Annotated in this window: 25 protein-coding genes; 15 read left to right on the top strand and 10 right to left on the bottom strand. The window is 62.6% G+C overall.

The genetic code is table 11. The features are described 5' to 3' along the window. Positions 1-12: 12 nt before the first annotated feature. Positions 13-1,017 (bottom strand): bile acid:sodium symporter family protein, encoded by a 1,005-nt coding sequence (locus tag ACLEJW_RS10190; protein WP_145183114.1) that lies wholly within the window; start codon positions 1,015-1,017, stop codon positions 13-15. A gap of 106 nt (positions 1,018-1,123) precedes the next feature. Here ACLEJW_RS10190 and ampC point away from each other — a divergent pair, with 106 nt between their 5' ends. Continuing rightward, a complete protein-coding gene (ampC, locus tag ACLEJW_RS10185; protein ID WP_440777490.1) occupies positions 1,124-2,293 on the top strand; it encodes a class C beta-lactamase in 1,170 nt (389 codons plus the stop codon). Between the two features lie 261 nt (positions 2,294-2,554). After that, positions 2,555-2,887, top strand: a complete 333-nt coding sequence (locus ACLEJW_RS10180; protein WP_145183108.1) for a hypothetical protein — start codon at positions 2,555-2,557, stop codon at positions 2,885-2,887. Between the two features lie 27 nt (positions 2,888-2,914). Here the strand turns inward: ACLEJW_RS10180 and ACLEJW_RS10175 are convergent, their stop codons facing one another. From ACLEJW_RS10175 to ACLEJW_RS10155, 5 genes are all read right to left on the bottom strand, one after another. After that, the gene (locus tag ACLEJW_RS10175) at positions 2,915-3,229 is read right to left on the bottom strand and encodes a hypothetical protein (protein ID WP_313295175.1); all 315 of its coding nucleotides are present in this window, start codon (positions 3,227-3,229) and stop codon (positions 2,915-2,917) included. Between the two features lie 171 nt (positions 3,230-3,400). Beyond that, positions 3,401-3,589 (bottom strand): hypothetical protein, encoded by a 189-nt coding sequence (locus ACLEJW_RS10170; RefSeq protein ID WP_440777489.1) that lies wholly within the window; start codon positions 3,587-3,589, stop codon positions 3,401-3,403. Between the two features lie 136 nt (positions 3,590-3,725). Beyond that, positions 3,726-4,046, bottom strand: a complete 321-nt coding sequence (locus tag ACLEJW_RS10165) for a YbjQ family protein (RefSeq protein WP_313295177.1) — start codon at positions 4,044-4,046, stop codon at positions 3,726-3,728. 58 nt (positions 4,047-4,104) lie between these two features. Beyond that, positions 4,105-4,992, bottom strand: a complete 888-nt coding sequence (locus tag ACLEJW_RS10160; protein ID WP_313456697.1) for an EamA family transporter — start codon at positions 4,990-4,992, stop codon at positions 4,105-4,107. Between the two features lie 189 nt (positions 4,993-5,181). Continuing rightward, positions 5,182-7,212, bottom strand: coding sequence for a PAS domain-containing protein (locus tag ACLEJW_RS10155; protein ID WP_440777488.1), 2,031 nt, complete (start codon positions 7,210-7,212; stop codon positions 5,182-5,184). A 304-nt stretch (positions 7,213-7,516) separates the two neighbouring features. Between ACLEJW_RS10155 and yghU the strand changes: the two genes are divergently transcribed. The 3 genes from yghU (at position 7,517) to ACLEJW_RS10140 (ending at position 11,232) form a co-directional block, all read left to right on the top strand. After that, positions 7,517-8,320, top strand: a complete 804-nt coding sequence (gene yghU, locus ACLEJW_RS10150; protein ID WP_440777487.1) for a glutathione-dependent disulfide-bond oxidoreductase — start codon at positions 7,517-7,519, stop codon at positions 8,318-8,320. 197 nt (positions 8,321-8,517) lie between these two features. Further along, positions 8,518-10,221 carry an amidase gene (locus tag ACLEJW_RS10145; RefSeq protein ID WP_313456692.1) on the top strand — a complete coding sequence of 568 codons (1,704 nt, stop codon included), beginning with the start codon at positions 8,518-8,520 and terminating at the stop codon, positions 10,219-10,221. A 93-nt stretch (positions 10,222-10,314) separates the two neighbouring features. Further along, complete coding sequence (locus tag ACLEJW_RS10140) at positions 10,315-11,232, top strand: pyridoxal-phosphate dependent enzyme (protein ID WP_313456690.1); 918 nt, start codon at positions 10,315-10,317, stop codon at positions 11,230-11,232. Between the two features lie 18 nt (positions 11,233-11,250). On the opposite strand, the gene ACLEJW_RS10135 is transcribed toward ACLEJW_RS10140, so the two are convergent. Both ACLEJW_RS10135 and ACLEJW_RS10130 read right to left on the bottom strand, forming a co-directional pair. Then, a complete protein-coding gene (locus ACLEJW_RS10135; RefSeq protein WP_313295184.1) occupies positions 11,251-11,709 on the bottom strand; it encodes a metallophosphoesterase family protein in 459 nt (152 codons plus the stop codon). Positions 11,710-11,796: 87 nt separating this feature from the next. Then, positions 11,797-12,006 (bottom strand): DUF2945 domain-containing protein, encoded by a 210-nt coding sequence (locus ACLEJW_RS10130; protein ID WP_145183083.1) that lies wholly within the window; start codon positions 12,004-12,006, stop codon positions 11,797-11,799. A 194-nt stretch (positions 12,007-12,200) separates the two neighbouring features. Between ACLEJW_RS10130 and ACLEJW_RS10125 the strand changes: the two genes are divergently transcribed. From ACLEJW_RS10125 to ACLEJW_RS10080, 10 genes are all read left to right on the top strand, one after another. After that, positions 12,201-13,298: a carboxynorspermidine decarboxylase gene (locus tag ACLEJW_RS10125; RefSeq protein ID WP_145183080.1), complete on the top strand. Its 1,098-nt coding sequence runs from the start codon at positions 12,201-12,203 to the stop codon at positions 13,296-13,298. 33 nt (positions 13,299-13,331) lie between these two features. Further along, a complete protein-coding gene (locus ACLEJW_RS10120; RefSeq protein WP_145183077.1) occupies positions 13,332-14,576 on the top strand; it encodes a saccharopine dehydrogenase family protein in 1,245 nt (414 codons plus the stop codon). Between the two features lie 157 nt (positions 14,577-14,733). Next, positions 14,734-15,225, top strand: coding sequence for a hypothetical protein (locus ACLEJW_RS10115; RefSeq protein ID WP_145183075.1), 492 nt, complete (start codon positions 14,734-14,736; stop codon positions 15,223-15,225). Between the two features lie 65 nt (positions 15,226-15,290). Next, positions 15,291-15,773 carry a hypothetical protein gene (locus ACLEJW_RS10110; protein WP_440777486.1) on the top strand — a complete coding sequence of 161 codons (483 nt, stop codon included), beginning with the start codon at positions 15,291-15,293 and terminating at the stop codon, positions 15,771-15,773. A 129-nt stretch (positions 15,774-15,902) separates the two neighbouring features. Beyond that, positions 15,903-17,123, top strand: a complete 1,221-nt coding sequence (locus ACLEJW_RS10105; RefSeq protein WP_145183069.1) for a putative DNA modification/repair radical SAM protein — start codon at positions 15,903-15,905, stop codon at positions 17,121-17,123. Further along, complete coding sequence (locus ACLEJW_RS10100) at positions 17,114-17,953, top strand: TIGR03915 family putative DNA repair protein (protein WP_313295189.1); 840 nt, start codon at positions 17,114-17,116, stop codon at positions 17,951-17,953. The genes ACLEJW_RS10105 and ACLEJW_RS10100 overlap by 10 nt, the downstream gene beginning before the upstream one ends. A 122-nt stretch (positions 17,954-18,075) precedes the next feature. Then, positions 18,076-20,232 (top strand): TonB-dependent siderophore receptor, encoded by a 2,157-nt coding sequence (locus ACLEJW_RS10095; RefSeq protein WP_440777485.1) that lies wholly within the window; start codon positions 18,076-18,078, stop codon positions 20,230-20,232. Between the two features lie 114 nt (positions 20,233-20,346). After that, a complete protein-coding gene (gene treS / locus ACLEJW_RS10090; RefSeq protein ID WP_440777484.1) occupies positions 20,347-22,413 on the top strand; it encodes a maltose alpha-D-glucosyltransferase in 2,067 nt (688 codons plus the stop codon). 99 nt (positions 22,414-22,512) lie between these two features. Further along, entirely contained in the window at positions 22,513-23,139 is a 627-nt protein-coding gene (locus ACLEJW_RS10085) for a riboflavin synthase subunit alpha (RefSeq protein ID WP_313295196.1), read from the top strand. Between the two features lie 9 nt (positions 23,140-23,148). Continuing rightward, positions 23,149-23,850 (top strand): YoaK family protein, encoded by a 702-nt coding sequence (locus ACLEJW_RS10080; protein ID WP_313295198.1) that lies wholly within the window; start codon positions 23,149-23,151, stop codon positions 23,848-23,850. A 3-nt stretch (positions 23,851-23,853) separates the two neighbouring features. On the opposite strand, the gene proP is transcribed toward ACLEJW_RS10080, so the two are convergent. Together proP and hemB are read right to left on the bottom strand one after the other, a co-directional pair. Next, positions 23,854-25,356, bottom strand: a complete 1,503-nt coding sequence (gene proP, locus ACLEJW_RS10075) for a glycine betaine/L-proline transporter ProP (RefSeq protein ID WP_145183052.1) — start codon at positions 25,354-25,356, stop codon at positions 23,854-23,856. 183 nt (positions 25,357-25,539) lie between these two features. Then, entirely contained in the window at positions 25,540-26,514 is a 975-nt protein-coding gene (gene hemB, locus ACLEJW_RS10070) for a porphobilinogen synthase (RefSeq protein ID WP_145183049.1), read from the bottom strand. Positions 26,515-26,631 lie beyond the last annotated feature (117 nt).

Here is a 26,631-nt window from a genome sequence, read left to right as displayed (position 1 = left end):
CCGCAGGTACCGTCAAGACGACGCGCCGACCTGCTCGGCAGCCTGCTCGCGGCTGGCATAACGCTGGGCCAGCACGGCGCACACCATCAGCTGGATCTGATGGAACAGCATCAGCGGCAGAATCATCGCGCCGATGCCGCTACCGACGAACAGCACCTGGGCCATCGGCACACCGGTGGCCAAACTCTTTTTGGAGCCGGCGAACAGGATCGTGATGCGGTCTTCGAGGTTGAAGCCCAGCACTCTGCCCAGCAAGTGCGTACCTACCAGCACCACGGCCAGCAGAATCCCGCACACGGCGAACAAGCCGGCCAGGTGCTGCGACGATACGGTGTGCCAAAGCCCGGTCACCACTGCCTCGCTGAACGCGGTATACACCACCAGCAGAATCGAGCCTTGATCGACCAGTTTCAGCCAGCGGGCGTTGTTCTTGACCCAGGCGCCGATCCAGCGCCGGGCGATTTGCCCAGCCACGAAGGGCACCAACAGCTGCAGGGTGATCTTGAGCACCGCATCGAGCCCTGAGCCAGTATCACCACTGGCGCCCAGCAACAGCATCACCAACAGTGGCGTGAGGAAGATCCCGATCAGGCTGGACGCCGCAGCGCTGCAAATGGCCGCGGGCACATTGCCGCGGGCGAGCGATGTGAAAGCGATGGCCGACTGCACAGTTGCCGGCAACGCACACAGGTACAGCACCCCCAGGTACAGCTCATTGCCCACCAACGGCAGAAACAGCGGCTTGAACGCCAGGCCCAGCAGTGGGAAGAGCACGAACGTACAGGAGAACACCAGCAAATGCAGGCGCCAATGGCCGGCACCGGCAATGATCGCTTCACGTGACAACTTGGCCCCGTGCAAGAAGAACAACAGGCCGATCGCCAGGTTGGTCAACCAGCCGAAATACACTGCGCCATCGCCCGAACATGGCAGCACGGTAGCAATCACCACCACCCCGAGCAGGCACAAGGTGAAGTTGTCGAATAACATGCGCAAATACTTCATAACAGTTTCCATCTTGTCGTTGTGCAACGACAGAGGATAAGGTTTTGCGTTTTTTCCTGCTAACGCTGTAACCCCCAACAGTGTCGCCCAACGGACACTTGCCAGAAAGGACCCTTGCATGCCCCGCCGGTACCTTGCTTCATTGCTCGTTCTCTTCAGCCTGACCGCAGCGCATGCTGCTCAACCTTTGCAGCAGCAGGTGGATGATGTAGTGCGGCCGCTGATGAAACGCCATGACATCGCCGGTATGGCCATCGCTCTCTACACCGGCGGCCAGGCGCACTACTTCAGCTACGGGGTCGCCAACACGGCGACCGGCCAGCCGGTGAGCCCCGATACCGTGTTCGAGATCGGCTCGCTGAGCAAGGTCTACACCGCCACCCTCGCCGGCTTGGCCAGTGCCGAGGGCAAACTCGACCTGAACGCCCCTGCCGAGCACTACCAATCCGCGCTCGCCGGCACTGCGCTGGGCAAGGCCAGTGTCCTTGCGCTCGGCGCCTACAGCGCAGACTGCCTGCCCCTGCAGTTCCCCGACCATGTGCATACGCCCGAGCAAGTGCTGGCGTTTTTCCAGGACTGGACGCCACGCAGCGAGCAAGGCACCCAGCGCTGCTATTCCAACCCGAGCCTGGGGCTGTTTGGCGACCTGGCTGCGCGGGCCCAGCACCGCACGTTCGCCCAGGTCATGACCGGGCAGCTGCTGCCCGGAATGGGTTTGCCTCACACCTATCTGCAAGTCCCGCAAGACGCTCAGGCACGCTACGCGCAGGGCTACGATGCGCAGAACCAGCCAGTGCGGGTCAACCCAGGCCCCTACGCCGATGAAGCCTACGGCATCAAGACCAGCGCGACCGACCTGCTGCGTTTCGTGCGCCTGCACATGCAACCGGCTGAGCTGTCCCCGCCCCTGCGCAATGCGATATCCACCACCCAGGCCGGCTACTTCAAGGTCGGCAACATGACTCAAGGCCTGGGCTGGGAACGTTATGCCTACCCGGTCGACCTGCCTCAACTTCTCGAGGGCAACAGCTCGCGGGTGGCGCTCGAGCCGCAAGCGACCCAACGGCTGGCTCCGCCGCTCCCTGCAGTGCCAGCCGCCTGGTACAACAAGACAGGCTCCACCAGTGGCTTCGGTGCCTACGCCGCGTTCATTCCGGCCCGGGGCAACGCCATCGTGTTGCTTGCCAACCGCAACTATCCCAACGAAGCACGCGTGCGAGCGGCCTTCGAAATACTTTCCAGACTCGACCGCTCAGTCACCGAAAATGGATTGTCCGACAATATGTAGTGAGAAAAAATATTCACTACAAAACGGTTGACGGCGTTCTCGACGCTTGTGCATAGTGAAGCCGTCTCCCCGATCGGGAGCGGTGGCAAGGGTATTCCAGACGGCCTGCGCGGTAACGCAGGCCGTTCGTGGAGCGGGAATCTGTCCAAAAGGCAGCGTGAGAAAGCCCCTGTTGCGATGCTGCGGTAGCAGCCTTGGTAGCGCGCTACATCCTGTGGCGCCAACTGTGACAATCAACAACAAATAGGTAATGGGGGCTTTATGATGAACTTGAACAACGATCCGACCATCGATCAATTGGCCGAACTGTTCGCGGTACGCAAGGACAGCCTCGATGACCACCTGCTGTGGGTCAGCCAGAGTGGCGAAGTGCGCCTCGACCGGCTGCCGCCAAACACGATCGAAGATGAATTCGAAGCGCATCTGCCCAGCATGCGCGCACGCTTCAAGGTCTACCGCCGTGGCCAGGGCTACGTCGGCAAGAAGGCCGCTGCCGACACCGAGTTCGTGGGGCGCGTGCTGCAGGTTCTGCAACAAGAATGGCCCGCCGCCCGAGAGCGGCAGGCAGTCAAGGTAATCGATGCGCTGAACTGAGCTCGACACCTTCGAATAGCCCGGCCCTCATAGGCCGGGCTTTTTCATGCCGCGACGCGCCTGACGGGGCATGGGCAATGCGCCGATGGCCAAAGCCCGCGCCCGGTTCACGCCCCACACCAATGCTCGGGTCATGGTTTCACCAGGCCTTGCGGCATAGTATTCCTCAAGCTTCGCCTGGCCATCTTGCCCATACAACCCCAAGAACAACTGCGTCGCGCCAAGCCGCGATAGACGCACCTGCACGTCCAGGGTTGTACCGTCGCTCAATACCTCATCGTGGCAGCGGCTGTGCAGCTGCGCATCAGCCCACTGCCAGTAAGTCTCGTCCCTGACTCGCATGGAAAATCAATCCTCCGTTTCCTGGATACATCACCAGAAAACCACAATCCCCTGGCACCCGCGAGCGCAACTCACCCATACCCTGCCCAGGATCAAACAACCTCGATATAAACCTGCCGTTCGGCGGGCATTGTGTGAGCGCGCTCACAATCGTGCAGCTGTCGCCAGCACCTATTTGCGCGCGGGTACTCGAGGCGTGAAGCGGGCTTTTTTGGCCCGCTGCAGATGTATTGGCCTGACCTCTTCGGATTCATCGAGGGTCATATGGGCAAAACCCAGGCGGAACGCGGCCTGCCCGCAGCGCACCTGGCTATTGATGGGGAACGCATCGTTCATGTCTTCGAAAAAGGACTCGCTCATGCCCAGTCTCCGCTCAGCAGCAACCGCGTCGGTCGGCGTACAGCCAACCTGGGAAACGCGATCCGTGATTTGCAGACTAGTCGGTCACAAGCAGACTGCTTGGACGAACTTGCCGGAGCCGACAAGTGGCATTTAGCTATCGCAAGCGCACGGCCGTGCCGGTGGCGAACACCACGACCATCCCGCCCTGCACCGACGGCATACTGATTTCGAAATCCACACCCACCACGGCATCGGCATGGATTTCCCGTGCGCGCGCCTTGAGCTCTTCGGTCGCTTGCACCCGAGCCTCGCGCAGTGCGCTTTCCAGGGTCTGCGAACGACCGCCGAAGACATCGCGAAAGCGTGCAAAGAAGTCGCGCACGAAATTCACGCCCTGCACCGATTCGGAGCTGACCACGCCAAGGTATTCAGCGATCGGGCGGCCTTCGAGGTGACTGGTGGTGGAGATGATCATGGGATGCTCCCTGGGCTAGGCGAAAGACGACCGAGTCTAGCAAAAAGCCCAGGGCCGATCAGTGCGCACTCGCCGCGCGCAAGCGCCGCCCCAGCATCGGCCCGAAGACATTGACCAGCAGGCCGAGCATCACCAGCAAGGCCCCCCAGCCCTGGGCTGCGGTCAGCCGCTCGCCGAGTAGCCAGGCCGATGAACTCAGGCCGATGACCGGCACCAACAGTGAGAACGGCGCGACCTTGCCTGCTGGGTGGCGCGACAGCAGCTTGCTCCACAGGCTATAGCCGAGCATGGTGGCGACGAACGCCAGGTAGGCCAGGGCCAGTACCGAGCTCCAGCCGATATTCAGCAGCGCGTGGCCGATGCGCTGCGGACCTTCAAGCCACCAGGACAGGGCCAGAAACGGCAATGGCGGGATCAATCCACCCCAGATCACCAATGCCACCAGGTCCACCGAGCCGAAGCGCCGGGTGATGATGTTGCCCATGCCCCACATGGCACCGCCGCACAGCGTCAACAGCAACGCCAGCATGGGCACGTGACTGCTGTCCTCGCTGCCGATTACCGCGAGGCCGCTGGCGGCGATCAGCAGGCCGACGACGCTGGCTGCACGCAGGCGCTCGCCAAGGAACAGCGCAGCGAAGCCGAGGGTGAAGAATGCCTGGGATTGCAGCACCAGCGAGGCCAGACCCGGCGGCATGCCGCTGTACATGGCTTGAAACAGGAAGGCGAACTGGCCAAGTGAAATGGTCGCCCCATAGGCAATCAGCCAGCGCCAAGGCAGCTTCGGCCGTTTGATCAACAGCACCGCCGGAAACGCCACCAGCACGAAGCGCAATGCCCCCAACAGCATAGGTGGCAAGCCATCGAGGCCAACCTTGATGACCACGAAGTTGACTCCCCAGGCGATGATCACCACCAGGGCGATCAGCAGGTCCTTGAGCGGCATTGGGCGTTCCTTATGCGAGTTCTAGACATATTTCGTAACAGCATAAGGAAATTTCCCAGCAAGCGACCAGCACAGTTGCCGGTAACCCTTGCGCAACAGATCGACTGCGATCGCTGTCGCCTCGCTTCAGCCCAGGCGGCCGAGCACCAGAATGCTTGAGTGGCTAAACTCCAAAGCGTCCGCCAGCCCTCATTCCAGCGGCCGGCTGGCCGCGCCCAGCAGCGCGTGGACCTGAGCGATCAGATCGTCCATGGCAAAGGGCTTGACCAGCACTGCCGCTGACTCACGCCAGGCCTCGCCCTCGAACATCGATGGGTTCGCGTAGCCGGTCATGAAGATCACCGGCAGATCGGCACGCGATAGGCGCCCGTGATCGGCCATCTGCCGGCCGTTTATGCCGCCCGGCAGGCCAATGTCAGTCACCAGCAGGTCGATCGGCGTGTCGGATGTCAGCAACTGCAAGCCAGCCTGGCTGTCGTTCGCCTCGATCACCGTGAAGCCCAAGCCACTGAGCACCTCACTGGCGAACAGGCGAACCGACGGTTCATCATCGACGACCAGCACCGTGCGTTCTGCCCATTGGCGGGTGAAATCATGATCGCTCGGCTCGCGGACGACGACGTGCGCCTGGCACGACTGACTGGGCAGGGAAATATGAACCTGCGTGCCCTGCCCCTGCTGCGAAGTGATCCTCACCTGCCCGCCAGACTGCTTGGCAAAGCCGTAGACCATCGACAGGCCAAGGCCTGTGCCTTCGCCGATGGACTTGGTGGTGAAAAACGGCTCGCAGGCCTTGGCCAGGGTATCTGCCGACATGCCCATGCCATCGTCAGCCACGCAAATGGACACGTAGGCGCCTGGCGCAAGCTCGGCATCCAGGCCCGGCCCTTGCTCGAGCGTTTCGTTGCGGGTAGTGATGCTGATGGTGCCCTGGGCCTTGCCCACGGCATCACGCGCATTGATGCAGAGGTTGAGCAATGAATTTTCGACTTGGGCGGGGTCGACCAGGCACGTCGAAAGCTGCGCCCCCAGGTCGACCTTCAGCGCGATCGCCGGACCGACCGTGCGGCGAATGAGATCTTCCAGGCCGCCGATCAAGGCGTTGACATCCGTGGGCGCCGGCTGCAGCGGCTGACGCCGGGAAAACGCCAGCAAACGGTGGGTCAACGCGGCGGCCTTCTTGGCCGCGCGATGCGCGACGCCCAGGTAGCGTTCGACATCGGCCGTGCGCCCTTGTTGGCCGCGCAGTTTGGCCAGCTCCAGGCTGCCGGTGATGCCGGCCAGCAGGTTATTGAAGTCGTGGGCGATGCCGCCGGAGAGTTGCCCGATAGCTTCCATCTTCTGCGATTGGCGCAGCGCTTCCTGCGCCGCTTCACGTTCGGCGACCGCTTCGCTGATGCGTTTTTCCAGGGTGCGGTTCAGCTCCAGGAGCGCCGCTTCTGCCGCTTTGCGTCCCGACACGTCGATCGATGAGCCGATCAGGCCGATCACATTGCCGTGCTCATCGAGCAGGGGCGCCTTGACCGAAAGCCAGGTGCGCTCGGAGCCGTCAGGCAGGTCGACGCGCTCTTCGATCTGCACGGTCCTGCCGCCGCGCATGACCTCCTGGTCGGTTAGCATCACTTGCCGGGCCTGACCTTTGTCTTCCAGAAATTCAAGGTCGGTCTTGCCCAGATAGAACTCGGGCGGCTTGCCGATCAGCTCGGTGGCGCCGTGGTTGGCGATGAGCATCCGGCCCTCGAGATCCTTGGCGTAGACCACCCCCGGCACGGCAGCGGTGAACGAGCGCAACAGGGCCGAAACGCGGTCGCGTTCGGCTTCGGCGGCGCGTCGCGATTCGATGTCCACGAGCACGCCGGGGAAGCGCACCGGATGCCCCTGGGCATCGAGCTGGGCATGCCCGGTGGCTTCGATCCAATGATACTGGCCATCATCGTTGCGCACCCGGTACTCACAGCGAAACGCGCCGCCGCGCGCCATGGCGTCTTCGATGTCCCTGGATACCCGCTCGCGATCCTCTGGATAAATCGACGCGAAGGCCTCGGCAATCGGAATGCCCGCCTCGCACTTTTGCGCAGGGATGCCAAATGAACGGGAGAAACGTTCATCTGCCGTTACCCGATCATTGGGAATGTCCCATACCCAGGACCCTACGACGCTGGCGGCTTCGAGCACCAGGCGCAGTTTCTCGGACGAATCATCCGAAGTTGTTTCGTTCACGGTTTGTAACCTGCTCAATGGGCTGAGCGCTGTTGCGCCAGCCCGTGTTTATCCATGACTCACCTCGGCCGCGACCGGGGGACCCTCGCTCACGTCATGAACGATTGAACCGAAGAAGACTGACAGACACTCTGACCGCAACGCAATGGCCCCGTTCTGTACCCGTGCGGCAAAGTCATCGTCCACCCGACAGCCCCCCTCGCCCGCGCCCTTGAAGCATTTGCGCTGCCTGGCGAACCCATGGCATACATGCAGGTCCAGGTGTTTACCTGCCCGCTTTCGCGCCTATCGAGGAGATCCCTGCATGAGCACGTCCCCCTACGTACCGCCCAAGGTCTGGCGTAACGACGCAGCAGCCGGTGGCCAGTTCGCCAGCATCAACCGGCCAGTCGCCGGGCCCACCCACGATAAAGAGTTGCCCACTGGCGAGCATCCATTGCAGCTGTACTCCCTGGCCACGCCCAATGGGGTCAAGGTCACTATTTTGCTCGAAGAGTTGCTTGCCCTGGGTCACAGCGGCGCCGAATACGACGCCTGGCTGATCCGTATCGGTGAGGGCGATCAGTTTTCCAGTGGTTTCGTCGCCGTCAATCCCAACTCGAAGATCCCTGCCTTGCTCGATCGCAGCGTCGAGCCGCCGGTGCGGGTGTTCGAGTCGGGCTCGATCCTGCTCTACCTGGCAGAGAAATTCTCCGCCTTCCTGCCCACGGCACATGCGGCCCGCAGCGAGTGCCTGAACTGGCTGTTCTGGCAGATGGGCGCTGCTCCCTACCTGGGCGGCGGCTTCGGTCACTTCTATGTGTATGCACCGCTGAAGATCGAATACGCCATCAACCGCTTCACCATGGAAGCCAAGCGTCAACTCGATGTGCTGGAGCGGCGCCTGGCCGAAAGCCGCTACCTGGGCGGCGATGAATACAGCATCGCCGATATCGCCGTGTGGCCATGGTACGGCCAACTGGTGCGCGGCAACCTGTACAACGCCGCCGAGTTCCTCGCCGTGGACGAGTACCCGAACGTCCAGCGCTGGGCGCAAGAGATCGCCGAGCGGCCTGCCGTACAGCGCGGCACGCGGGTCAACCGCACGTGGGGCGACGAGGCCAGCTAGGTGCCTGAGCGCCATAGCGCAGCGGACCTCGACTAGCCTGCCTCGACAGGGTCGCACCGCGGCCCTGACGCCTGCCTGAAGGCGCATCACTGCCTGGTTGCAACCAGCCATTTCTGCGGCGCAAACCTCCCTGTGCCCATCCCTTCTTGTACACTTCTGCGCACTAGCCCCCACCTGCACAAATTTTTGGTGAACGCATGATCGAGGTAACCGAGGTTTCCATCGCCGAGCTGCGCGACGCGCTCGAAAACGGCCGCACTACCGCAGTCGAGTTGGTCAAGGCCTACCTGGCCCGCATCGACGCCTATGATGGCGCGGACACGCCCACTGCGCTGAACGCCGTGGTGGTACGCAACCCCGAGGCCCTCAAGGAAGCCGAAGCGTCCGACGCCCGCCGCGCCAAGGGCCAGACCTTGAGCCCGCTCGATGGCATCCCCTACACCGCCAAGGACAGCTACCTGGTCAAGGGCCTGACCGCCGCCTCTGGCAGCCCAGCTTTCAAGGACCTGGTGGCCCAGCGCGACGCCTTTACCATCGAACGCCTGCGTGCCGCGGGCGCCGTGTGCCTGGGCAAGACCAACATGCCACCCATGGCCAACGGCGGCATGCAACGTGGGGTGTACGGGCGCGCCGAGAGCCCGTACAACGCCCGCTACCTGACCGCGCCGTTCGCCTCCGGCTCGTCGAACGGCGCCGGTACCGCCACTGCGGCCAGCTTCAGCGCCTTTGGCTTGGCCGAGGAAACCTGGTCCAGCGGCCGCGGGCCTGCTTCGAACAATGGCCTGTGCGCCTACACCCCTTCGCGCGGGGTGATCTCGGTACGCGGGAACTGGCCGCTGACGCCCACCATGGACGTGGTGGTGCCGTTCGCCAGAACCATGGCCGATCTGCTGGAAATTCTCGACGTGGTGGTCGCCGACGATGCCGACCCACGTGGCGATCTGTGGCGCCTGCAGCCTTGGGTGCCGATTCCGGCCGCCTCGGCGGTGCGCCCGGCCTCGTACCTGGACCTGGCGGTCGACGCCAGCGCCTTGAAGGGCAAGCGCTTTGGCGTGCCACGCATGTACATCAACGCCGACGGCGATGCCGGCACCTCGGAAAAACCTGGGATCGGCGGCCCCACTGGCCAGCGCATCCACACCCGCGACAGCGTCATCGCGCTGTGGCAGCAAGCCCGCCAGGCGCTGGAAGCTGCCGGCGCCCAGGTACTGGAAGTGGACTTTCCGCTGGTGTCCAATTGCGAGGGCGACCGCCCGGGCGCGCCGACCGTCTACAACCGCGGGATCGTCAGCAAGCAATTCCTCCATGATGAGCTGTGGGAGCTGTCAGGCTGGGCCTTCGACGATTTCCTGCGGGCCAACGACGACCCGCGCCTCAACCGCCTGGCCGATGTCGATGGCCCGCAGATCTTCCCGCATGATCCAGGCACCCTGCCCAACCGTGAAGACGACCTGGCAGCGGGCATGGACGAATACGTCAACATGGCCAAGCGCGGCCTGAAGAGCTGGGAGCAGATCGACACGCTGCCCGATGGTCTGCGCGGCCTTGAACACACCCGCAAGATCGACCTGGAAGACTGGATGGATGCCCTTGGCCTGGATGCCGTGCTGTTCCCAACCGTGGCCGACGTGGGGCCGGCTGACGCCGACGTCAATCCGGCCTCGGCGGACATCGCCTGGAGCAACGGGGTATGGGTCGCCAATGGCAACCTGGCCATCCGTCACCTGGGGGTGCCGACCGTTACCGTACCCATGGGCGTGATGGCCGACATCGGCATGCCGGTGGGCCTGACCTTCGCCGGCAAAGCCTACAGCGACAACGCCCTGCTCAGCTTCGGCGCCGCCTTCGAAGCCACCGGCTCGCGCCGCCAGGTCCCGCCCCGTACCCCACCCCTGAGCTGACGCGCGTCGCCCTGCGCGCCGACTTGCCGGCGCGGGGCGAAACGGGTATGACTGCCTTCTACATTTATAGATGCGTCGCATTAGAAGGCTGTCATGACCCTGCACATCCAGACCCCGCTTTTCGAATCCCGCCCCCTCTCGCTCGCTGCAGGCCGCGCCGTGTGGCTCAAGCTCGATGCCCTGCAGCCGTGTGGCTCGTTCAAGCTACGGGGCGTAGGCCATGCCTGCGAAGTGCACCACGGCCGCGGTGCCCGGCATTTCGTGTCGTCATCGGGGGGCAATGCGGGGCTTGCGGTAGCTTACGCGGGGCGTCAGTTGGGCGTGCCGGTCACCGTGGTGGTGCCTGAAACCACCACGGCGCGGGCCAAGCAGCTGTTGCGCCTGGAAGGCGCCGAGGTGGTGGTGCACGGCAGTTCCTGGCAAGAGGCCAACCAGTTGGCGTTGACCTTGGTCGGCGCCGAGGATGCGTTCATTCATCCCTTCGATGACCCGCTGCTGTGGGCTGGCCACGCCAGCCTGATCGACGAAGTCGCTGCCAGCGCCTGCAAACCCGATGCGGTGGTGCTGTCGGTGGGTGGCGGTGGGCTGCTCAGCGGTGTGGTCGAAGGTCTCAAGCGCAATGGCTGGAGCGATGTGCCGGTGCTGGCGGTGGAGACCGAGGGCGCGGCTTCCCTGCACGCCGCCATGCAGGCCGGGCACACCGTGGAAATTGAGCGCCTCGCCTCGGTTGCTACCTCGCTGGGCGCCAAGCGCGTCGCCGAGCAGGCCATGCGCTGTGTCGAAAGCCATCCCGTGTACAGCCACCGGGTCAGCGACAAGGCCGCGCTGCTGGCGTGCAAGCGTTTTCTCGACGATCACCGGGTGTTGGTCGAGCCGGCCTGCGGGGCTGCGCTGGCACTGGCCGCCGATGCTCAGGCGCTGGCCGATTACCGTAATGTGCTGGTAGTGGTGTGCGGCGGCGCCACGGCGACGCTCGAACAGATCGATACCTGGTTGGCCACTGCCCAATAGGGGCATACCGCCACGGGCTCACGCCAGCAGGGGCACGATGCGCGGTGCCAGCCCCTGCCCAGTCACTTCGATGATCGCCACCGTCACCGGCAACTTGAAGCGCCGTGGCCCGGCACTGCCAGGGTTGAGGAACAAGCGCGAGTCACGCCACTGGATCAGCGGCTTGTGCGAATGCCCGGTAATCACCACTTTCAGCGCGTCGTCCAGCACTGCGGGCACATCGGCGATATCGTGCACCAGCAACGTCGGATGACCGCCAAGGTCCAAGCGCAGCTCATCGGCAATGCCTGCGGCCCACGGCAGCTTCACATCGTTGTTGCCGCGGATCACCTGCACTGGCGCAAGCGCGCCGAGTGCATCGAGTACCTGGGGCTTGCCGATATCCCCGGCATGCACGATCAACGCGCAGCCGCGCAGTGCCTCGAGCGCCTCAGGGCGCATCAGTCCATGGGTGTCGGCAATAACGCCAATTCTCATCAGTGTTCACTCGTTGTCAGCCTGAATAAAAAAGCCCGTGACGGACACGGGCAAGAGAGCACCAACGCAGATCGTTCGCCATGCGCCTCAGGCTTTGTGCAAGGCCTCTTCCTTGTGCATGGCCAGGTGACCGGTCTTGTCGCTCTTGACCTCGTACTGCGGCTCGTCCTTCGAGCAATGCCGCTGCCGCCCGAGAAATTCCACATCCTCGGTGTGAACCTTGACCACTTTGCCGTCAATCATGCCGGCCTCGGAATTCCACCGTACGTGGTCACCGCGCTTGAACGTGTGGCTCATCGAATTCTCCAGTTATCGGTGGGCAGATGATTACGATGTTCATACTGTCTTGATCTACTGAACCCGTACTCATCCGATTAATTCACTCGACGTGCGCGCGTGCAGACGAAATGCGCATCCCGCCCTTTCGATCTGCGGCCAGTGAAGGCACAATGCGGGTCTTTTTTTTGGCCGGCCTGGCCGGGGGCCTTTAAATGATCAAGACGCCGTACTACCTCATCGACAAAACCAAGCTGCTGAGCAACATGGAGAAGATCGCCTACGTGCGCGAACACTCCGGTGCCAAGGCGCTGCTCGCGCTCAAGTGCTTCGCTACCTGGTCGGTGTTCGACCTGATGCAGCAGTACATGGATGGCACGACGTCCTCGTCGCTGTTCGAACTCAAGCTCGGCCGGCAGAAATTCGCCGGCGAAACCCACGCCTACAGCGTGGCCTGGGCCGATGACGAAATCGATGAGATGCTCGAGAACTGCGACAAGATCATCTTCAACTCGATCGGCCAACTGCAGCGTTTTGCCGAACAGTCCGAAGGCAAGGTGCGCGGCTTGCGCGTCAACCCGCAGGTGAGCAGTTCCGACTACCTGCTGGCCGACCCGGCGCGCCCGTTCAGCCGCCTCGGCGAATGGGACCCGGCGCAAATCGAGCAGGTGATTTCGCAGATTTCCGGCTTCATGTTCCATAACAATTGCGAGAACGGTGATTTCAGCCTGTTCGACAAGATGCTCACGCACATCGAAGAGCGCTTTGGCCACCTGCTGCACCAGGTCGAGTGGGTAAGCCTGGGTGGGGGTATCCACTTCACCGGCGAAGGCTACGCCCTGGATGCTTTCTGCGCCCGCCTCAAGGCGTTCTCCGAGCGCTATGGCGTGCAGGTCTACCTGGAACCGGGCGAAGCCGCCATCACCAACAGCGCTTCGCTGGAAGTGACCGTGCTCGACACCCTGTACAACGGCAAACACCTGGCGGTGGTCGACAGCTCCATCGAGGCGCACCTGCTCGACCTGCTGATCTACCGCCTCAACGCCAAGATGGCGCCCAACGACGGTGAGCACACCTACATGGTCTGCGGCAAATCGTGCCTGGCCGGTGACATCTTCGGCGAATATCAATTCGAGCGCCCGCTGGCCATTGGCGACCGCCTGTCGTTCATCGACACGGCCGGTTACACGATGGTCAAGAAAAACTGGTTCAACGGTCTGAAGATGCCGTCGATCGCGGTCAAACAACTCGACGGCAGCGTCGAGGTGGTCCGTGAGTTCGGTTTCGACGACTACCTTTCCAGCCTGTCCTGAGACAGGCCTCCCAAGTAAGGAGCAACAGGTAAATTGAAGAAGAACGTTCTTATCATTGGTGCAGGAGGTGTCGCCAAGGTGGTGGCCCACAAGTGCGCGCAGCATAACGACGAACTGGGTCGTATCGCTATCGCGTCACGGAACATCTCCAAATGCCAGGCCATCATCGACAGCGTCAAGGCCAAGGGTAGCCTCAAGGTGCCCGCCGACATCCAGGCCTTCTCGCTCAATGCCCTCGATGTCGAAGCGACCAAGACATTGATCCGCGAAACCGAATCGCAGATCGTGATCAACGTCGGTTCTGCGTTTCTCAACATGTCGGTGCTGCGTGCCTGCATCGATACCGGTGTCGCTTACCTGGACACCGCCATCCACGAAGAGCCGGGCAAGATCTGCGAGACCCCGCCGTGGTACGGCAACTACGAGTGGAAACACCTCGAAGAGTGCCAAGAAAAGAACATTACCGCCATTCTCGGCGTCGGCTTCGACCCGGGTGTGGTGAACAGCTACGCGAAACTCGCGCAGCAGCAGTATTTCGACAGCATTGATTCGATCGACATTCTCGACGTCAATGCTGGTTCGCACGGCAAGTACTTTGCCACCAACTTCGACCCGGAAATCAACTTCCGCGAGTTTACTGGGCAAGTCTGGAGCTGGCAGAACAGCCAGTGGACCAGCAACAGCATGTTCGAAGTCAAGCGCACCGACGATCTGCCGGTGGTGGGCTCGCAGAACCTGTACCTGACCGGGCATGACGAAGTTCACTCGATCTCGAAGAACCTCAACGTGCCGAACGTGCGTTTCTGGATGAGCTTCGGCGAGCACTACATCAATGTGTTCACCGTGCTGAAGAACCTCGGGCTGCTGTCCGAACAGCCGGTGAAGACCGCAGAAGGCCTGGAAGTGGTGCCGCTGAAAGTGGTCAAGGCGGTACTGCCTGATCCTGCTTCGCTGGCCCCAGGCTACACCGGCAAGACCTGCATCGGTGACCTGGTCAAGGGCACCAAGGATGGTCAGCCGCGCGAAGTGTTCATCTACAACGTGGCCGATCACGAAGAAGCCTATGCCGAGACCGACAGCCAGGGCATTTCCTACACGGCGGGGGTTCCACCGGTGGCTGCAGCGCTGCTGGTTGCCCGCGGCGAGTGGGACGCCAAGCGCATGGTCAACGTCGAGGAATTGCCGGCTGAGCCGTTCCTCAAGGCCCTTGACGTGATGGGCTTGCCCACCCGCGTTAAGGATGAAAAGGGCGATCGTCCATGGGACGCTGAAGCCTAAGCTGTGATCACGAAGGGGCGCCAAGATGGCGCCCCTTCTGCTTTCCAGGTACATGACCCTACGCACCCGGCGCCCTGCCGGAAACCCTTCTGGCTTCATGGATCTACGCTTGCCCCTACGATTGAGTCCTACCTCAACCCGTCAAGAGGCATGATTCATGGAAGCTGAAGTACTTTACCCGCACTGGGTCGAAGAAACGTTCTTCGGCAAGCTTTACGTCGACATCCGCGAGCAGCAGATGCCGGTGAGCATCCTGGAGACCAAGCGCGAAGTATTTTATGGACTAGACGAGTATTCACCGCCCCCTACGGTCAGCAAATTCTATCTGGCGGTAAGTTCCAAACCGGCATTCACTTGCCTTTTCAGGATTGATAAAAGCCAGCGCGAGCGGCTGCGTTATCGATTGCTGAAGCCCACGGCCAATGAGCACTTCGCACTGGACGCCAAGGGAAACATCATCATTAGCGATCAACACCCGCGAAGCTTCGAGCTTGAAGTGCTGTCAGCGACCACCGACACCGTGCGAGGTTCGCTGTTCTGTGACAAGCGACCAATTGGCCTGGCCAAGCTGGCCCATGACAATGGACCGGCTCACGTGCTGCAGCAAGGTGCCCATGAGGTCTGCGAGTTCATAATCGAGCGCTGTTGAGGCGCGGCGGCTTTGCCAATTCGATGTTCACCGCCAGCACTATTCAATATTGCAAGGAGTTTCCCATGCCAGCAGATCGACAACCCAGTCCGTGGATAAAACGCTCTTCCTTCATTGGGAAATTGTATTTACTGGATAACGCAGAGCGTATCCCCGTTTCAGTGACGACGTCTGGACTCTTCGACGTCGCTGCTGACGACTGGCTGCAAACCTCAGCCGGCAGCTCGCCGGCGGCCATGCTGTTTCACTATCACTCGCAAACGCCCGAACGGCTTAACTACACGATTTCGCTACTGGATAAACGTTCGGCCACCTTGGATGTCAGCCGCAACCAATACCTTGGTTTCTACGCCGAGCAGACGCGCATTAACTTCTTCAAGCTGCAGCCCTTGGAGTGGAACAGGGATTCACTGCGCTGCCTGATTCGCGACCACCAGGGCCACAAGGTCAAGCGTATAGCCGGAGCACCCGCCGACGTGACACAGGCTGCCTACCTGACGGTGGGCGACGGCGTCGAGCATGAGTTTATGGTGGTACGCATCGATTGATGCGTTGCAGAGCATGCATCGAGCGTCGTTGCAGCGGCCTCTGCAAGCCGTGACCGTCTGGCTCCTGGGACTTGCAATCAGACCCGGCGGTCAATACTGTATGAATAGTCAGTATCCAGAGACGACGCCATGCAGCTCATTGCCAAACTCGGCATTCTCGCCGACGCCGCCAAGTATGATGCCTCCTGCGCCAGCAGCGGTGCGCCCAAGCGTAGCTCGCGCGGCAGCGGCGGCATGGGCGCGACCGATGGCATGGGCATCTGTCACAGTTATACCCCCGATGGCCGCTGCGTATCGCTGCTCAAGATCCTCCTGACCAACTTCTGTCTCTACGATTGCCAGTATTGTGTGAATCGCCGCTCCAGTAACGTGCCGCGCGCGCGTTTCAGCCCGGAAGAAGTGGTGCGTCTGACCCTGGATTTCTACCGGCGCAACTGCATCAGCGGCTTGTTCTTGAGCTCAGGCATCATTCGCTCGGCTGACTACACCATGGAGCAGCTGATCCGCGTGGCGCGCCTGCTGCGCGAGGAACACAATTTTCGCGGCTACATCCACCTCAAGACCATCCCCGATGCCGACCCGTTGCTGATCGAAGAAGCCGGACGCCTGGCCGATCGTTTGAGCGTGAACATCGAGCTGCCCACCGATGCCAGCCTCAAGCGCCTGGCGCCAGAGAAGCACGCGCATACTATCCGCCAGGCCATGGGGGTCATTCATCAAGGCCAGCAAGCAGTCGCCGGCGAGCCGAGGGCGCCCAAGTTTGCCCCCGCCGGGCAAAGTACCCAAGTGATCGTCGGTGCCGATGCGACGGACGACAGTACGCTGCTGCGCAATGCCGAGTCGCTGTACCAGGGCTATGGGCTCAAGCGCGTGTATTACTCGGCCTTCAGCCCAATTCCCGACAGCCCTGGCAGCGTGCCTCTGGCGGCACCGCCGCTGCTGCGTGAACACCGCCTGTACCAGGCGGACTTCTTGTTGCGCGGATACGGCTACAAGGCCGGCGAGCTGCTTGGGCAGACTGGTAACTTGGCGCTGGACATCGACCCCAAGCTGGCCTGGGCGCTGGCCAACCGTGAGGTGTTTCCGCTGGATGTCAATCGCGCTGAGCCTGCGCTGCTGGCGCGCATTCCGGGAATCGGCCTGCGCAGCGTGCAACGGCTGGTTGAGTTGCGTCGCGAACGGCGGGTGCGCTACGACGATTTGATCCGCCTGCGCTGCGTGCTGGAAAAAGCTCGGCCATTCATCGTCACCAGCGACTACCGCCCGGCCGAAGCGGAACTGCGCAGTGGCTTGCTGCGCTCGCGCCTGCGGGAGCCGCAGGCGCCCGTGCAAATGGGTCTGTGGGGGTGATTGCACTCGATTGCGATGACCAGTTCGGTACGTGGCGCATCCAGGCCCGAGCGCTGTTGGGCCATGGCATCGATCCGGCCCAGGTGACGTGGGCGCAAGGCCCCATGCAGGACTTGCTGGCCGTGCCCGCGACGCTGCCCGAGGGCCCCGGTCCCTTCCGCGCCAAAGTGCCCGCGGCGCTGCTGGAGCAATTGGAACAGGCCGCTCGCTATCGCGGTGAGCAACGCTGGAACCTGCTCTACGAGATTCTTTGGCGCGTCGCCCACGGTGACCGCACGGCGATGTTGGCCGGCGATCGCATTGGCAGCGAATTGCAGCGGCGGATCAAGCAGGTCAGGCGCGAGGCGCACCACTTGCATGCGTTTGTGCGCTTCGTACCGCTGCCGCCTAACCTGGCGGAGCGCCTGCAGTTGGACCTGGTCGCGTTTCACGAACCCGCCCATGACATTCTGCAGAGCGCCAGCGCGCACTTCGCCGACCGACTGGGACGCCAGCGCTGGCTGATCGCAACGCCCCACGATGGCATCCGCTACGATGGCAAGGTGTTTGACTACCGCCGCCACTGCCCTGAAGAATGGCGCCAATGGGCCGAGAACGCCGACGATCCTGGCGCTGATTTGTGGCTTACCTACTACCGGCATATCTTCAATCCCGCTCGCCTGAATCCGGATGTATTGCGCCAGCACATGCCTGGCCGCTTCTGGCGCCACCTGCCTGAGGGCATGCTGATTCCGCAGCTTGAGGGGCTGGCCCGCCAGGGTAAACAGCGTGATGGCCAAGCGCAGGAAGTTGCCCAGCAACGCGGTAAGACTATTCCCGGTAAAGCCTAGGTTGTGAAAATTTTGTAATGGATTGGTCGCCGGCCTATCCAAGGTGCGACACATCCTGACAAACTTACTGCTAATCGTTCTCATAAACAGTAACATTAGCAGTTATCAGGAGCCGCCTCGTCATGCCGTTGCCCCTCGCGCACACGCGCCCCTCTTCCGCTCGCAACCTGCTCGCCATAGCCGTATGCATGGCCGTTGCCTCCCCCAGCTTTGCCGACGAAGCGCCCACCACGCTGGAGCTGGGTGCGACTGAAATCAGCTCGGACGTACTGGGCAGCACGACCGAGGGCTCAGGCTCGTACACCACCGGGGCCATGTCGACAGCGACCAAGCTGCCGCTGAGCATGCGCGAAACGCCCCAGGCAGTGACGGTGATCACCCGTCAACGCATGGACGATCAGGCCATGACCACCATCAACGATGTGGTCAAGGCCACCCCAGGGCTGTTCCTCGACTACTCCAACGGCCCGGGCCGTCAGGCCTATTCGGCCCGTGGTTTCAACATCGATAACCTGATGTATGACGGCATCCCCAGCGGCTACACCGGCTGGGTGGTCGGCGCGCAGCCGAACCTGGCGATGTTCGACCGGGTCGAGGTGGTGCGCGGCGCCACGGGCCTGGTGACCGGTGCCGGCAACCCATCAGCCGCCATCAACCTGGTGCGCAAACGTCCGCTGGCGGAGCAGAAGGTCACCTTGACCGGCGCGGCGGGTAGCTGGGACGACTACCGGGGCGAGATCGACGCCTCCAGCCCGCTCAATGACAGCGGCAGCGTGCGCGGCCGGGTGGTGGCGTCCTATCGCGATGCCAACAGCTTCATCGACGGTGTCGAAGACGACCACGGCCTGTTCTATGCCGTGACCGAAGCCGACCTGTCCGACGATACCAGCCTGATGGTCGGGTTCTCGCATCAAAAGGACAAGACCAATTACTTCTGGGGTGCCATGCCCACCGCCCTCGATGGCCACCACATGGGCTTCTCGCGCTCCTACAACCCGGGCACCGACTGGGAGAACAAGGACCAGGAGATCGACACCCTGTTCGCCGAGCTGCGCCATCGCCTGGCCAACGACTGGCAACTGCAGGTCAATGCCAACTATGCCCAACAGCAAGCCACCTTCACCGGTTCCTACCAGTCGCGCTGGGCTGGCCTGGGCGCTCCGCTGTCGCGGACGGTCTACCAGTCCAAGCACCAGGAAAATCAGGCGGGTCTGGATGCCTTCGTCAGCGGCCCGTTCGAGCTGCTCGGGCGCAGCCACGAGCTGGTGATCGGCGCCAGCAAGCGTATCTACGACATGGACACGCGCAACTACAGCCCCTACGACACCAACTGGCCGCTCAACGGTGGCAAGCCGGACTTCGTGCACACCGGCAACAAGCGTGAAGTCACCACCCAGGATGGCGTGTACCTGACCACCCGCCTGAGCCTGGCCGACCCGCTCAAGCTGATTCTCGGCGGGCGGCTGGACTGGTACGACTACGACAACCGTGATGGCGACGGCGACTACAAGGTGACGCGCAATGTCACCCGCTACGCCGGGCTGATCTACGAGCTGGACCAGCACCACTCGGTCTACGTCAGCTACAGCGATATCTTCACTCCGCAAAGCGAGAAGGATACCAGCGCCACGCCCGTCAAGCCGATCGTAGGTAAAAACTACGAGGTCGGCATCAAGGGTGAATACTTCGACGGCGCGCTCAATGCCAGCGTGGCCCTATTCCGCGTCGACCAGGAAAACCGCGCCACCCAGGTGATCGTTCCCAACTGCCCGCAAACCTCCTGCTACGAGGCCTCCGGCGAGGTACGCAGCCAGGGCATCGACATGGAACTGCAAGGCGCGCTGACGCCGAACTGGCAGGTCGGCGCCGGCTACACCTACGCGCGGGCACACACCATCAAGGATGCGGCCAACCCCGGCAAGGTCAACCAGCGCTTCGATACCGATACCCCTGAGCACATGTTCAAGCTCAACACGGTGTACCACTTCCAGGGTCCGCTGGAGAAGCTGCGCGTGGGTGGCAACATTTCGTGGCAGAGCCGTATCTACAATGACTTCACCGTGGCCGATGGCAGCGAGTACCGGTTGATCCAGGGCGCTTATGCGGTGACCGACCTGATGGCCGGCTACCGGGTCAACCAGAACCTCGACCTGCAGCTCAATGCCAACAACGTGTTCGACCGCAAGTACTACTCGGCAGTGGCCATGTCGGTGGACTACGGCGGCGATACCTGGGGCACGCCGCGCAACCTGATGCTCACGGCCAAGTACAGCTTCTGAGCCTCGGGCCAGCCTGCCCGCACGCAGGCTGGCCTTGCCGCGCTTCGAGCCGAACGATCCGCGCGCTATACCGTCATAACTTGGGCCGGTGCCGCCACGCAGAGAGGATGCGAAATGACCCAGCCCGACCCGTCTTATGTGAAATGGCTTGAAGAGCGTTCCATGCTCAAGGCCTCGCAGGAGCGAGCCACTCAATATTCCGGCCAGTCCCGTCTGTGGCAGAATCCCTACGCCGAAGCGCAACCGCGCCGCGCCACGGAAATCGCCTCGGTGTGGCTCACCGTATACCCCGATGCGATCATTGCCCCCGAAGGCTGCTCGGTGCTCGCGGCGCTGGGCCACCAGGCGCTGTGGAAGCGCCTGTCCGAGATTGGCGTGCAGGGGGTTCACACCGGGCCGATCAAGCAATCCGGCGGCGTGCGTGGGCGTGAATTCACCCCTAGCATCGACGGCAACTTCGACCGCATCAGCTTCGACATCGACCCGCTCTACGGCAGCGAACAGGAGCTGGTGCAGATGAGCCGCATGGCGGCTGCGCACAACGCCGTCACCATCGACGACCTGATCCCCTCGCATACCGGCAAAGGCGCCGACTTCCGCCTGGCCGAGCTGGGCCATGGGGCGTATCCCGGGCTCTATCACATGATCGAGATCCGCGAAGAAGACTGGTCGCTGCTACCGGATGTGCCCGCAGGCCGGGACGCAGTCAACCTGGCGCCCGCGCAGTGCGACGAACTCAAGGCGCGCCACTACATCGTTGGCCAGTTGCAGCGGGTGATCTTCTTCGAGCCTGGTGTCAAGGAAACCGACTGGAGCGCCACGCCGCCGATCACGGGCGTCGACGGCAAGACTCGACGCTGGGTGTACCTGCACTATTTCAAGGAGGGGCAACCGTCGCTGAACTGGCTGGACCCAAGTTTCGCCGCCCAGCAAATGATCATCGGCGACGCCCTGCATGCGCTGGACTGCCTGGGCGCCCGCGGCCTGCGCCTGGACGCCAACGGTTTTCTCGGCGTGGAAACCCGCGCCAGCGGCAGCGCCTGGTCGGAAAGCCACCCGCTGTCGATCGTCGGCAACCAGATCATTGGCGGCATGATCCGCAAGGCTGGCGGCTTCAGCTTCCAGGAGCTGAACCTGACCCTGGACGACATCGCGCAGATGTCCAAAGGCGGTGCCGACCTGTCCTACGACTTCATCACCCGCCCGGCGTATCAGCATGCCCTGCTGACCGGCGATACCGAATTCCTGCGCCTGATGCTCAAGGAGATGCATGCCTTCGGCATCGACCCGGCGTCGCTGATCCACGCCCTGCAGAACCACGACGAGCTGACCGTGGAGCTGGTGCACTTCTGGACGCTGCACGCCCACGACATGTACTTGTACAAAGGCCAGACCTTGCCGGGCAACATCTTGCGCGAGCACATTCGCGAAGAGATCTACGAGCGGCTTTCCGGTGAGCATGCGCCGTATAACCTGCGCTTCGTCACCAACGGCATCTCTTGCACCACCGCCAGCTTGATCACGGCGGCGCTGGGAATGCGCGACATCGAGCAGCTGTCTGCCAGCGACATCGAACTGATTCAGAAACTGCACTTGCTGCTGGTGATGTACAACGCCATGCAGCCGGGTGTGGTGGCGTTGTCTGGCTGGGACATGGTCGGTGCCCTGCCCCTGCCTGCCGAAGCGGTGGCCGAGCGCATGGGCGACGGCGATACCCGCTGGATCCACCGCGGCGGCTACGACCTGGCCGGTCTCGACCCGCAGGCCGAGGCATCGGTTCGCGGCATGCCCCGAGCCCGCGCTCTGTATGGCAGCCTCGACAGCCAGCTGGAGAATCCCGACTCGTTCGCCAGCAAGGTCAAGAAGCTGCTTGCGGTGCGCCAGGCCTACGGCATCGCCAACAGCCGCCAGGTGCTGGTACCAGATGTCAGCAGCCCTGGGCTGCTGGTGATGGTGCACGAGCTCCCGGCCGGGCGCGGAATCCAGATCAGCGCCTTGAACTTTAGCCAGGAGGTCATTGCCGAGGAGCTGCTGCTGACTGGCTTTACCCCAGGCCCGGTGGTGGACATGATCAACGAGACGGTCGAAGGCGACCTGACCGAGGATGGGCGCCTGATGGTCAATCTGGACCCCTACGAGGCCTTGTGCCTGCGTATCGTCAACAGCAGCGGCCACGTCTGAGGCGCGATGTCGGCGCCCGAGCCGGCACCCTCGCCTTGCTTTTGCCGCGCCACAGGCTTAGCGTGCGGGAAATTGTTTTCCCGTGCGCAGGAGCTCTTCATGTACACCGGCATCGTTCAAGCCGTGCGTCCTCTGCTTGAGGTGACCCGCCACCCGGGCCACCACCAATTCACCCTCGACCTGACCCCAGCGCTGCTCGAAGACCTCAAGATTGGCGCCAGCGTCAGCGTCGAAGGCACCTGCCTGTCGGTCACCGAGATCCACGGCAGTCAGGTGCGCTTCGACGCCATGAGCGCCACTCTGGAGCGCACCAACCTGCGCTTTTTCAAGCCAGGGCAAGGGGTCAACATCGAACGCTCGGCCAAGATGAACGCCGAAGTCGGCGGTCATCTGATGGCCGGCCACATTGCCACCACCGCCGAGATCGTCGCCTTGGTGATCGAACCGACTGGGGCCTTCATTCGCTTTCGCATGCCGGAACCCTGGGACAAGTACGTATTCCCCCGGGGGTTCATCGGTGTCAATGGCTGCAGCTTGACCGTGGCCGATGTCGAGGACAGCGTGGTGACCATCAACCTGATCCCGGAAACCCTGCGCCAGACCACCTTCCCCCGCTACCAGGTGGGCGAGCTGCTGAACATCGAGGTGGATCACCAGACCATGGTCCTGGTCGATGTGGTGGAACGCACCATCAAGAGCACCCTGGCCCGCGAACTGCCTCGCTGAGGCCTGCGCATGCTGCCCTCCGCTCACCCTGCCCGCTCCGCCAAACGCCTGCACCTCGAGCGCCGGCGCGGCCGCGTTGGGCTTGGCCTGGTGGCTGGCCTGTCGGTGCTGGCAGGCATGACCGACGCCATCGGCCTGTTGGCGCTAGGCGATTTCGTCTCGTTCATGAGTGGCAATACCACGCGCCTGGCGGTGGCCATCAGCGAGGCTGACGCGAGCATGGTGCTGCGCCTGGGTGCTGCCGTGCTCGGCTTCGTTGCCGGCAACGCGCTGGGCGTGCTGCTGGCACGGGCCAGCCGGCGCCGCGCGTGGCCACTGCTGTTGGTGGTAACGGGGCTACTGGGTCTGGCTGCCAGCTGGCCTGGCACGACCACACTGGCGCCGCTGCTGAGCGCGATCCTGGCCATGGGCATGCTCAATGCGGTGGTGGAACAGGTCAACGGCTTGCCGATCGGGCTTACCTACGTGACCGGCGCGCTGTCCAGATTCGGCCGCGGCCTGGGGCGTTGGCTGCTCGGCGAACGTCGCGCTGGTTGGCGGGTGCAACTGGTGCCCTGGGCGGGGATGCTGCTCGGCGCTGCCCTGGGCGCCTGGTTGCAACAGCGGATGGGCCTGCAGGCCATGGCCGGGAGTGCTGCTCTGGCCTGCCTGCTGGCCCTGCTCTCGGGCCTGATTCCGCGCGTGTGGCAGCGCGGCTACATGCCGCGCTGAGCCTCAGTCGATACGCGGGTGTTGCTGCACCAGCAGCTTGCGCTTGGCCTCAAGCTCCGCAATCTGCTCGTCGATGTCTTCGATCTTCTGCTCGATATTGTCGTGGTGCTCTTGCAGCAGCTCGCGCGCCTCGTTGATGTCCGAGGCGGCTGGGGCCGCGCCGCGCAGAGGCTTGTTGGCGGTTTCCTTCATGGTCAGGGCAGTGATGAGGCCAACCACGGCGATGACCATCAGGTAGTAAGCGGGCATGTAGAGGTTGCCACTGGTTTCCACCAACCAGGCCGCAAGCGTGGGGGTGAGGCCGGCGATCAGCACCGAGATGTTGAACGCGCTGGCCAGCGCACTGTAGCGGATGTGCGTGGGGAACATCGCCGGCAGGGTCGAGGCCATCACGCCAATGAAGAAGTTCAGCAGCACCGCGATCATCAGCAGACCGGCGAAGATCAATCCCAGTACGCCGCTGTTGATCAGCATGAAGGCCGGAATTGCCAGGGCGAACAAGCCGATGCTGCCGACCATGATGAAGGGCCGACGGCCGAACTTGTCGCTCAGCAGGCCGATCACCGGCTGCACGAACAACATGCCGACCATGATCGCGATGATGATCAACACGCCGTGGTCTTCGCTGTAGTGCAGGTTATGCGACAGGTAGCTGGGCATGTAGGTGAGCAGCATGTAATAGGTGACGTTGGTCGCGATCACCACGCCAATGCAGGTGATCAGACTGCGCCAGTGCTTGGTCGCCACTTCCTTGAACGACACTTTCGGGCCGGACGCCAGACCCTCGCGGTCACCCTGCTCAAGCTTCTCGACGTGTTGCTGGAACGCCGGCGTTTCTTCCAGCGCATGGCGCAGGTACAGGCCGATGATGCCCAGCGGCAGCGCCAGGAAGAACGGCAGGCGCCAGCCCCATTCGAGGAACTTCTCTTCACCCAGCACGGTGGAGATCAGCACCACTACCCCAGCGCCGAGCACGAAGCCTGCGATCGAGCCAAAGTCCAGCCAACTGCCGAGGAAGCCGCGTTTGCGATCCGGGGCGTATTCGGCAACGAAGATCGAAGCGCCGGTGTATTCACCACCGACCGAGAAGCCCTGGGCCATCTTCGCCAGTAACAGCAAGATCGGCGCCCAGATACCAATCGAGGCGTATGACGGTATCAAGCCGATGGCGAAGGTGCTCAGCGACATGATCACGATGGTGGCGGCGAGGATTTTCTGGCGACCGAATTTGTCGCCCAGTGCGCCGAAGAACAGACCGCCCAGCGGGCGGATCAGGAATGGCACCGAGAAGGTGGCCAGCGCAGCGATCATCTGGATGCTGGGGTCGGCGTTGGGGAAGAACACCTTGCCCAGGGCGTAGGCGACAAAACCGTATACACCGAAGTCGAACCATTCCATGGCGTTGCCCAGCGCAGCGGCGGTGATCGCCTTGCGCATCTTGGCATCATCGACAATGGTGATGTCTTTCAAACCGATCGGTTTGACGCTTTTTTTGCGGGATCTCATGCCTGTTTTTTCCTGTTACTGAAGGCTCTATGGCATCAGATACAACAGGACACTAAATAATTCAGCGCTTAGTGTTTTTTTGTGCGTGCGCCCCGTCAGGCCGAGCAAAAACGGTTCCGCACCCGCGGCACAAGGGTCGATGACAGCCCTGCGCTGCTGCTACAGCGCAGGGCCAGGCGGCGGTCAGATACCGTCGCGGGCCAGGTCCATGGCGAAGTAGGTCAGGATCAGATCGGCCCCGGCGCGCTTGATCGCGCCAATGCTCTCGCGCATGACCCGGCCCTCGTCGATCGCACCCGCCAGGCCGCCGAACTTGATCATGGCGTATTCGCCGCTGACCTGATACGCCGCCAGCGGCAAGCGCGACGCGGCGCGAATGTCGGCAATCACGTCCAGGTAGGCACCGGCCGGCTTGACCATGAGCACATCGGCTCCTTCTTGCTCATCGAGCAGCGACTCGCGCACCGCTTCACGGCGGTTCATCGGGTTCATCTGGTAGCTCTTGCGATCACCCTTGAGCGCGGTGCCGCCAGCTTCGCGGAACGGGCCGTACAGCGACGAGGCGAACTTGGTGGAATAGGCCATGATCGCCGTGTCATGGAAACCGGCGCCGTCCAAGGCGCTACGGATGGCCTGGACCTGACCGTCCATCGCCGCCGAGGGAGCAATGAAATCGGCACCTGCGGCAGCGGCAATCACCGCCTGCTTGCCCAGATTGGCCAAGGTAGCGTCGTTGTCCACGCCGTGGTCATGCAGCACCCCGCAATGGCCATGGCTGGTGTACTCGCAGAAGCAGGTGTCGGACATCACCACCATTTCCGGTACGGTGTCCTTGCAGATGCGCGACATGCGCGCCACCAGGCCGTTCTCGTTCCAGGTGTCGCTGCCGGTGGCGTCGAGGTTGTGGGAAACGCCAAAGGTCATCACCGACTTGATGCCGGCGCGGGCGTAACGCTCGATCTCCTGGGCCAGACGTTTCTCCGGAATGCGGTTGACACCCGGCATACTGGTGATCGGCACGAAGTCATCGATGCCTTCCTCGACGAAGATCGGCAGGATCAAGTCTTCGAGGCGAAACTCGGTTTCCTGGAAAATCGTGCGCAGGGACTCGTTCTGGCGCAGACGGCGTGGGCGAACGGAGGGGAAACGGTTGGACATGACAGCTCCAGGGAATTTGAACGGCGTATACCTTATGCCTGTAGCGGGCCAGTGAAAAGGCCAAATGACGAGATAGTGCCTTGCGTCAAAGGCAACAGCCGCCAGCTGCCTTTGTCG

It is taken from the genome of Pseudomonas sp. SMSB3, from assembly GCF_052041965.1.
In the GTDB taxonomy this organism is placed as follows: Bacteria; Pseudomonadota; Gammaproteobacteria; order Pseudomonadales; family Pseudomonadaceae; genus Aquipseudomonas.
Note: the sequence above shows the minus strand (reverse complement) of the source record. Positions and strands in the feature narration are given on the sequence as shown.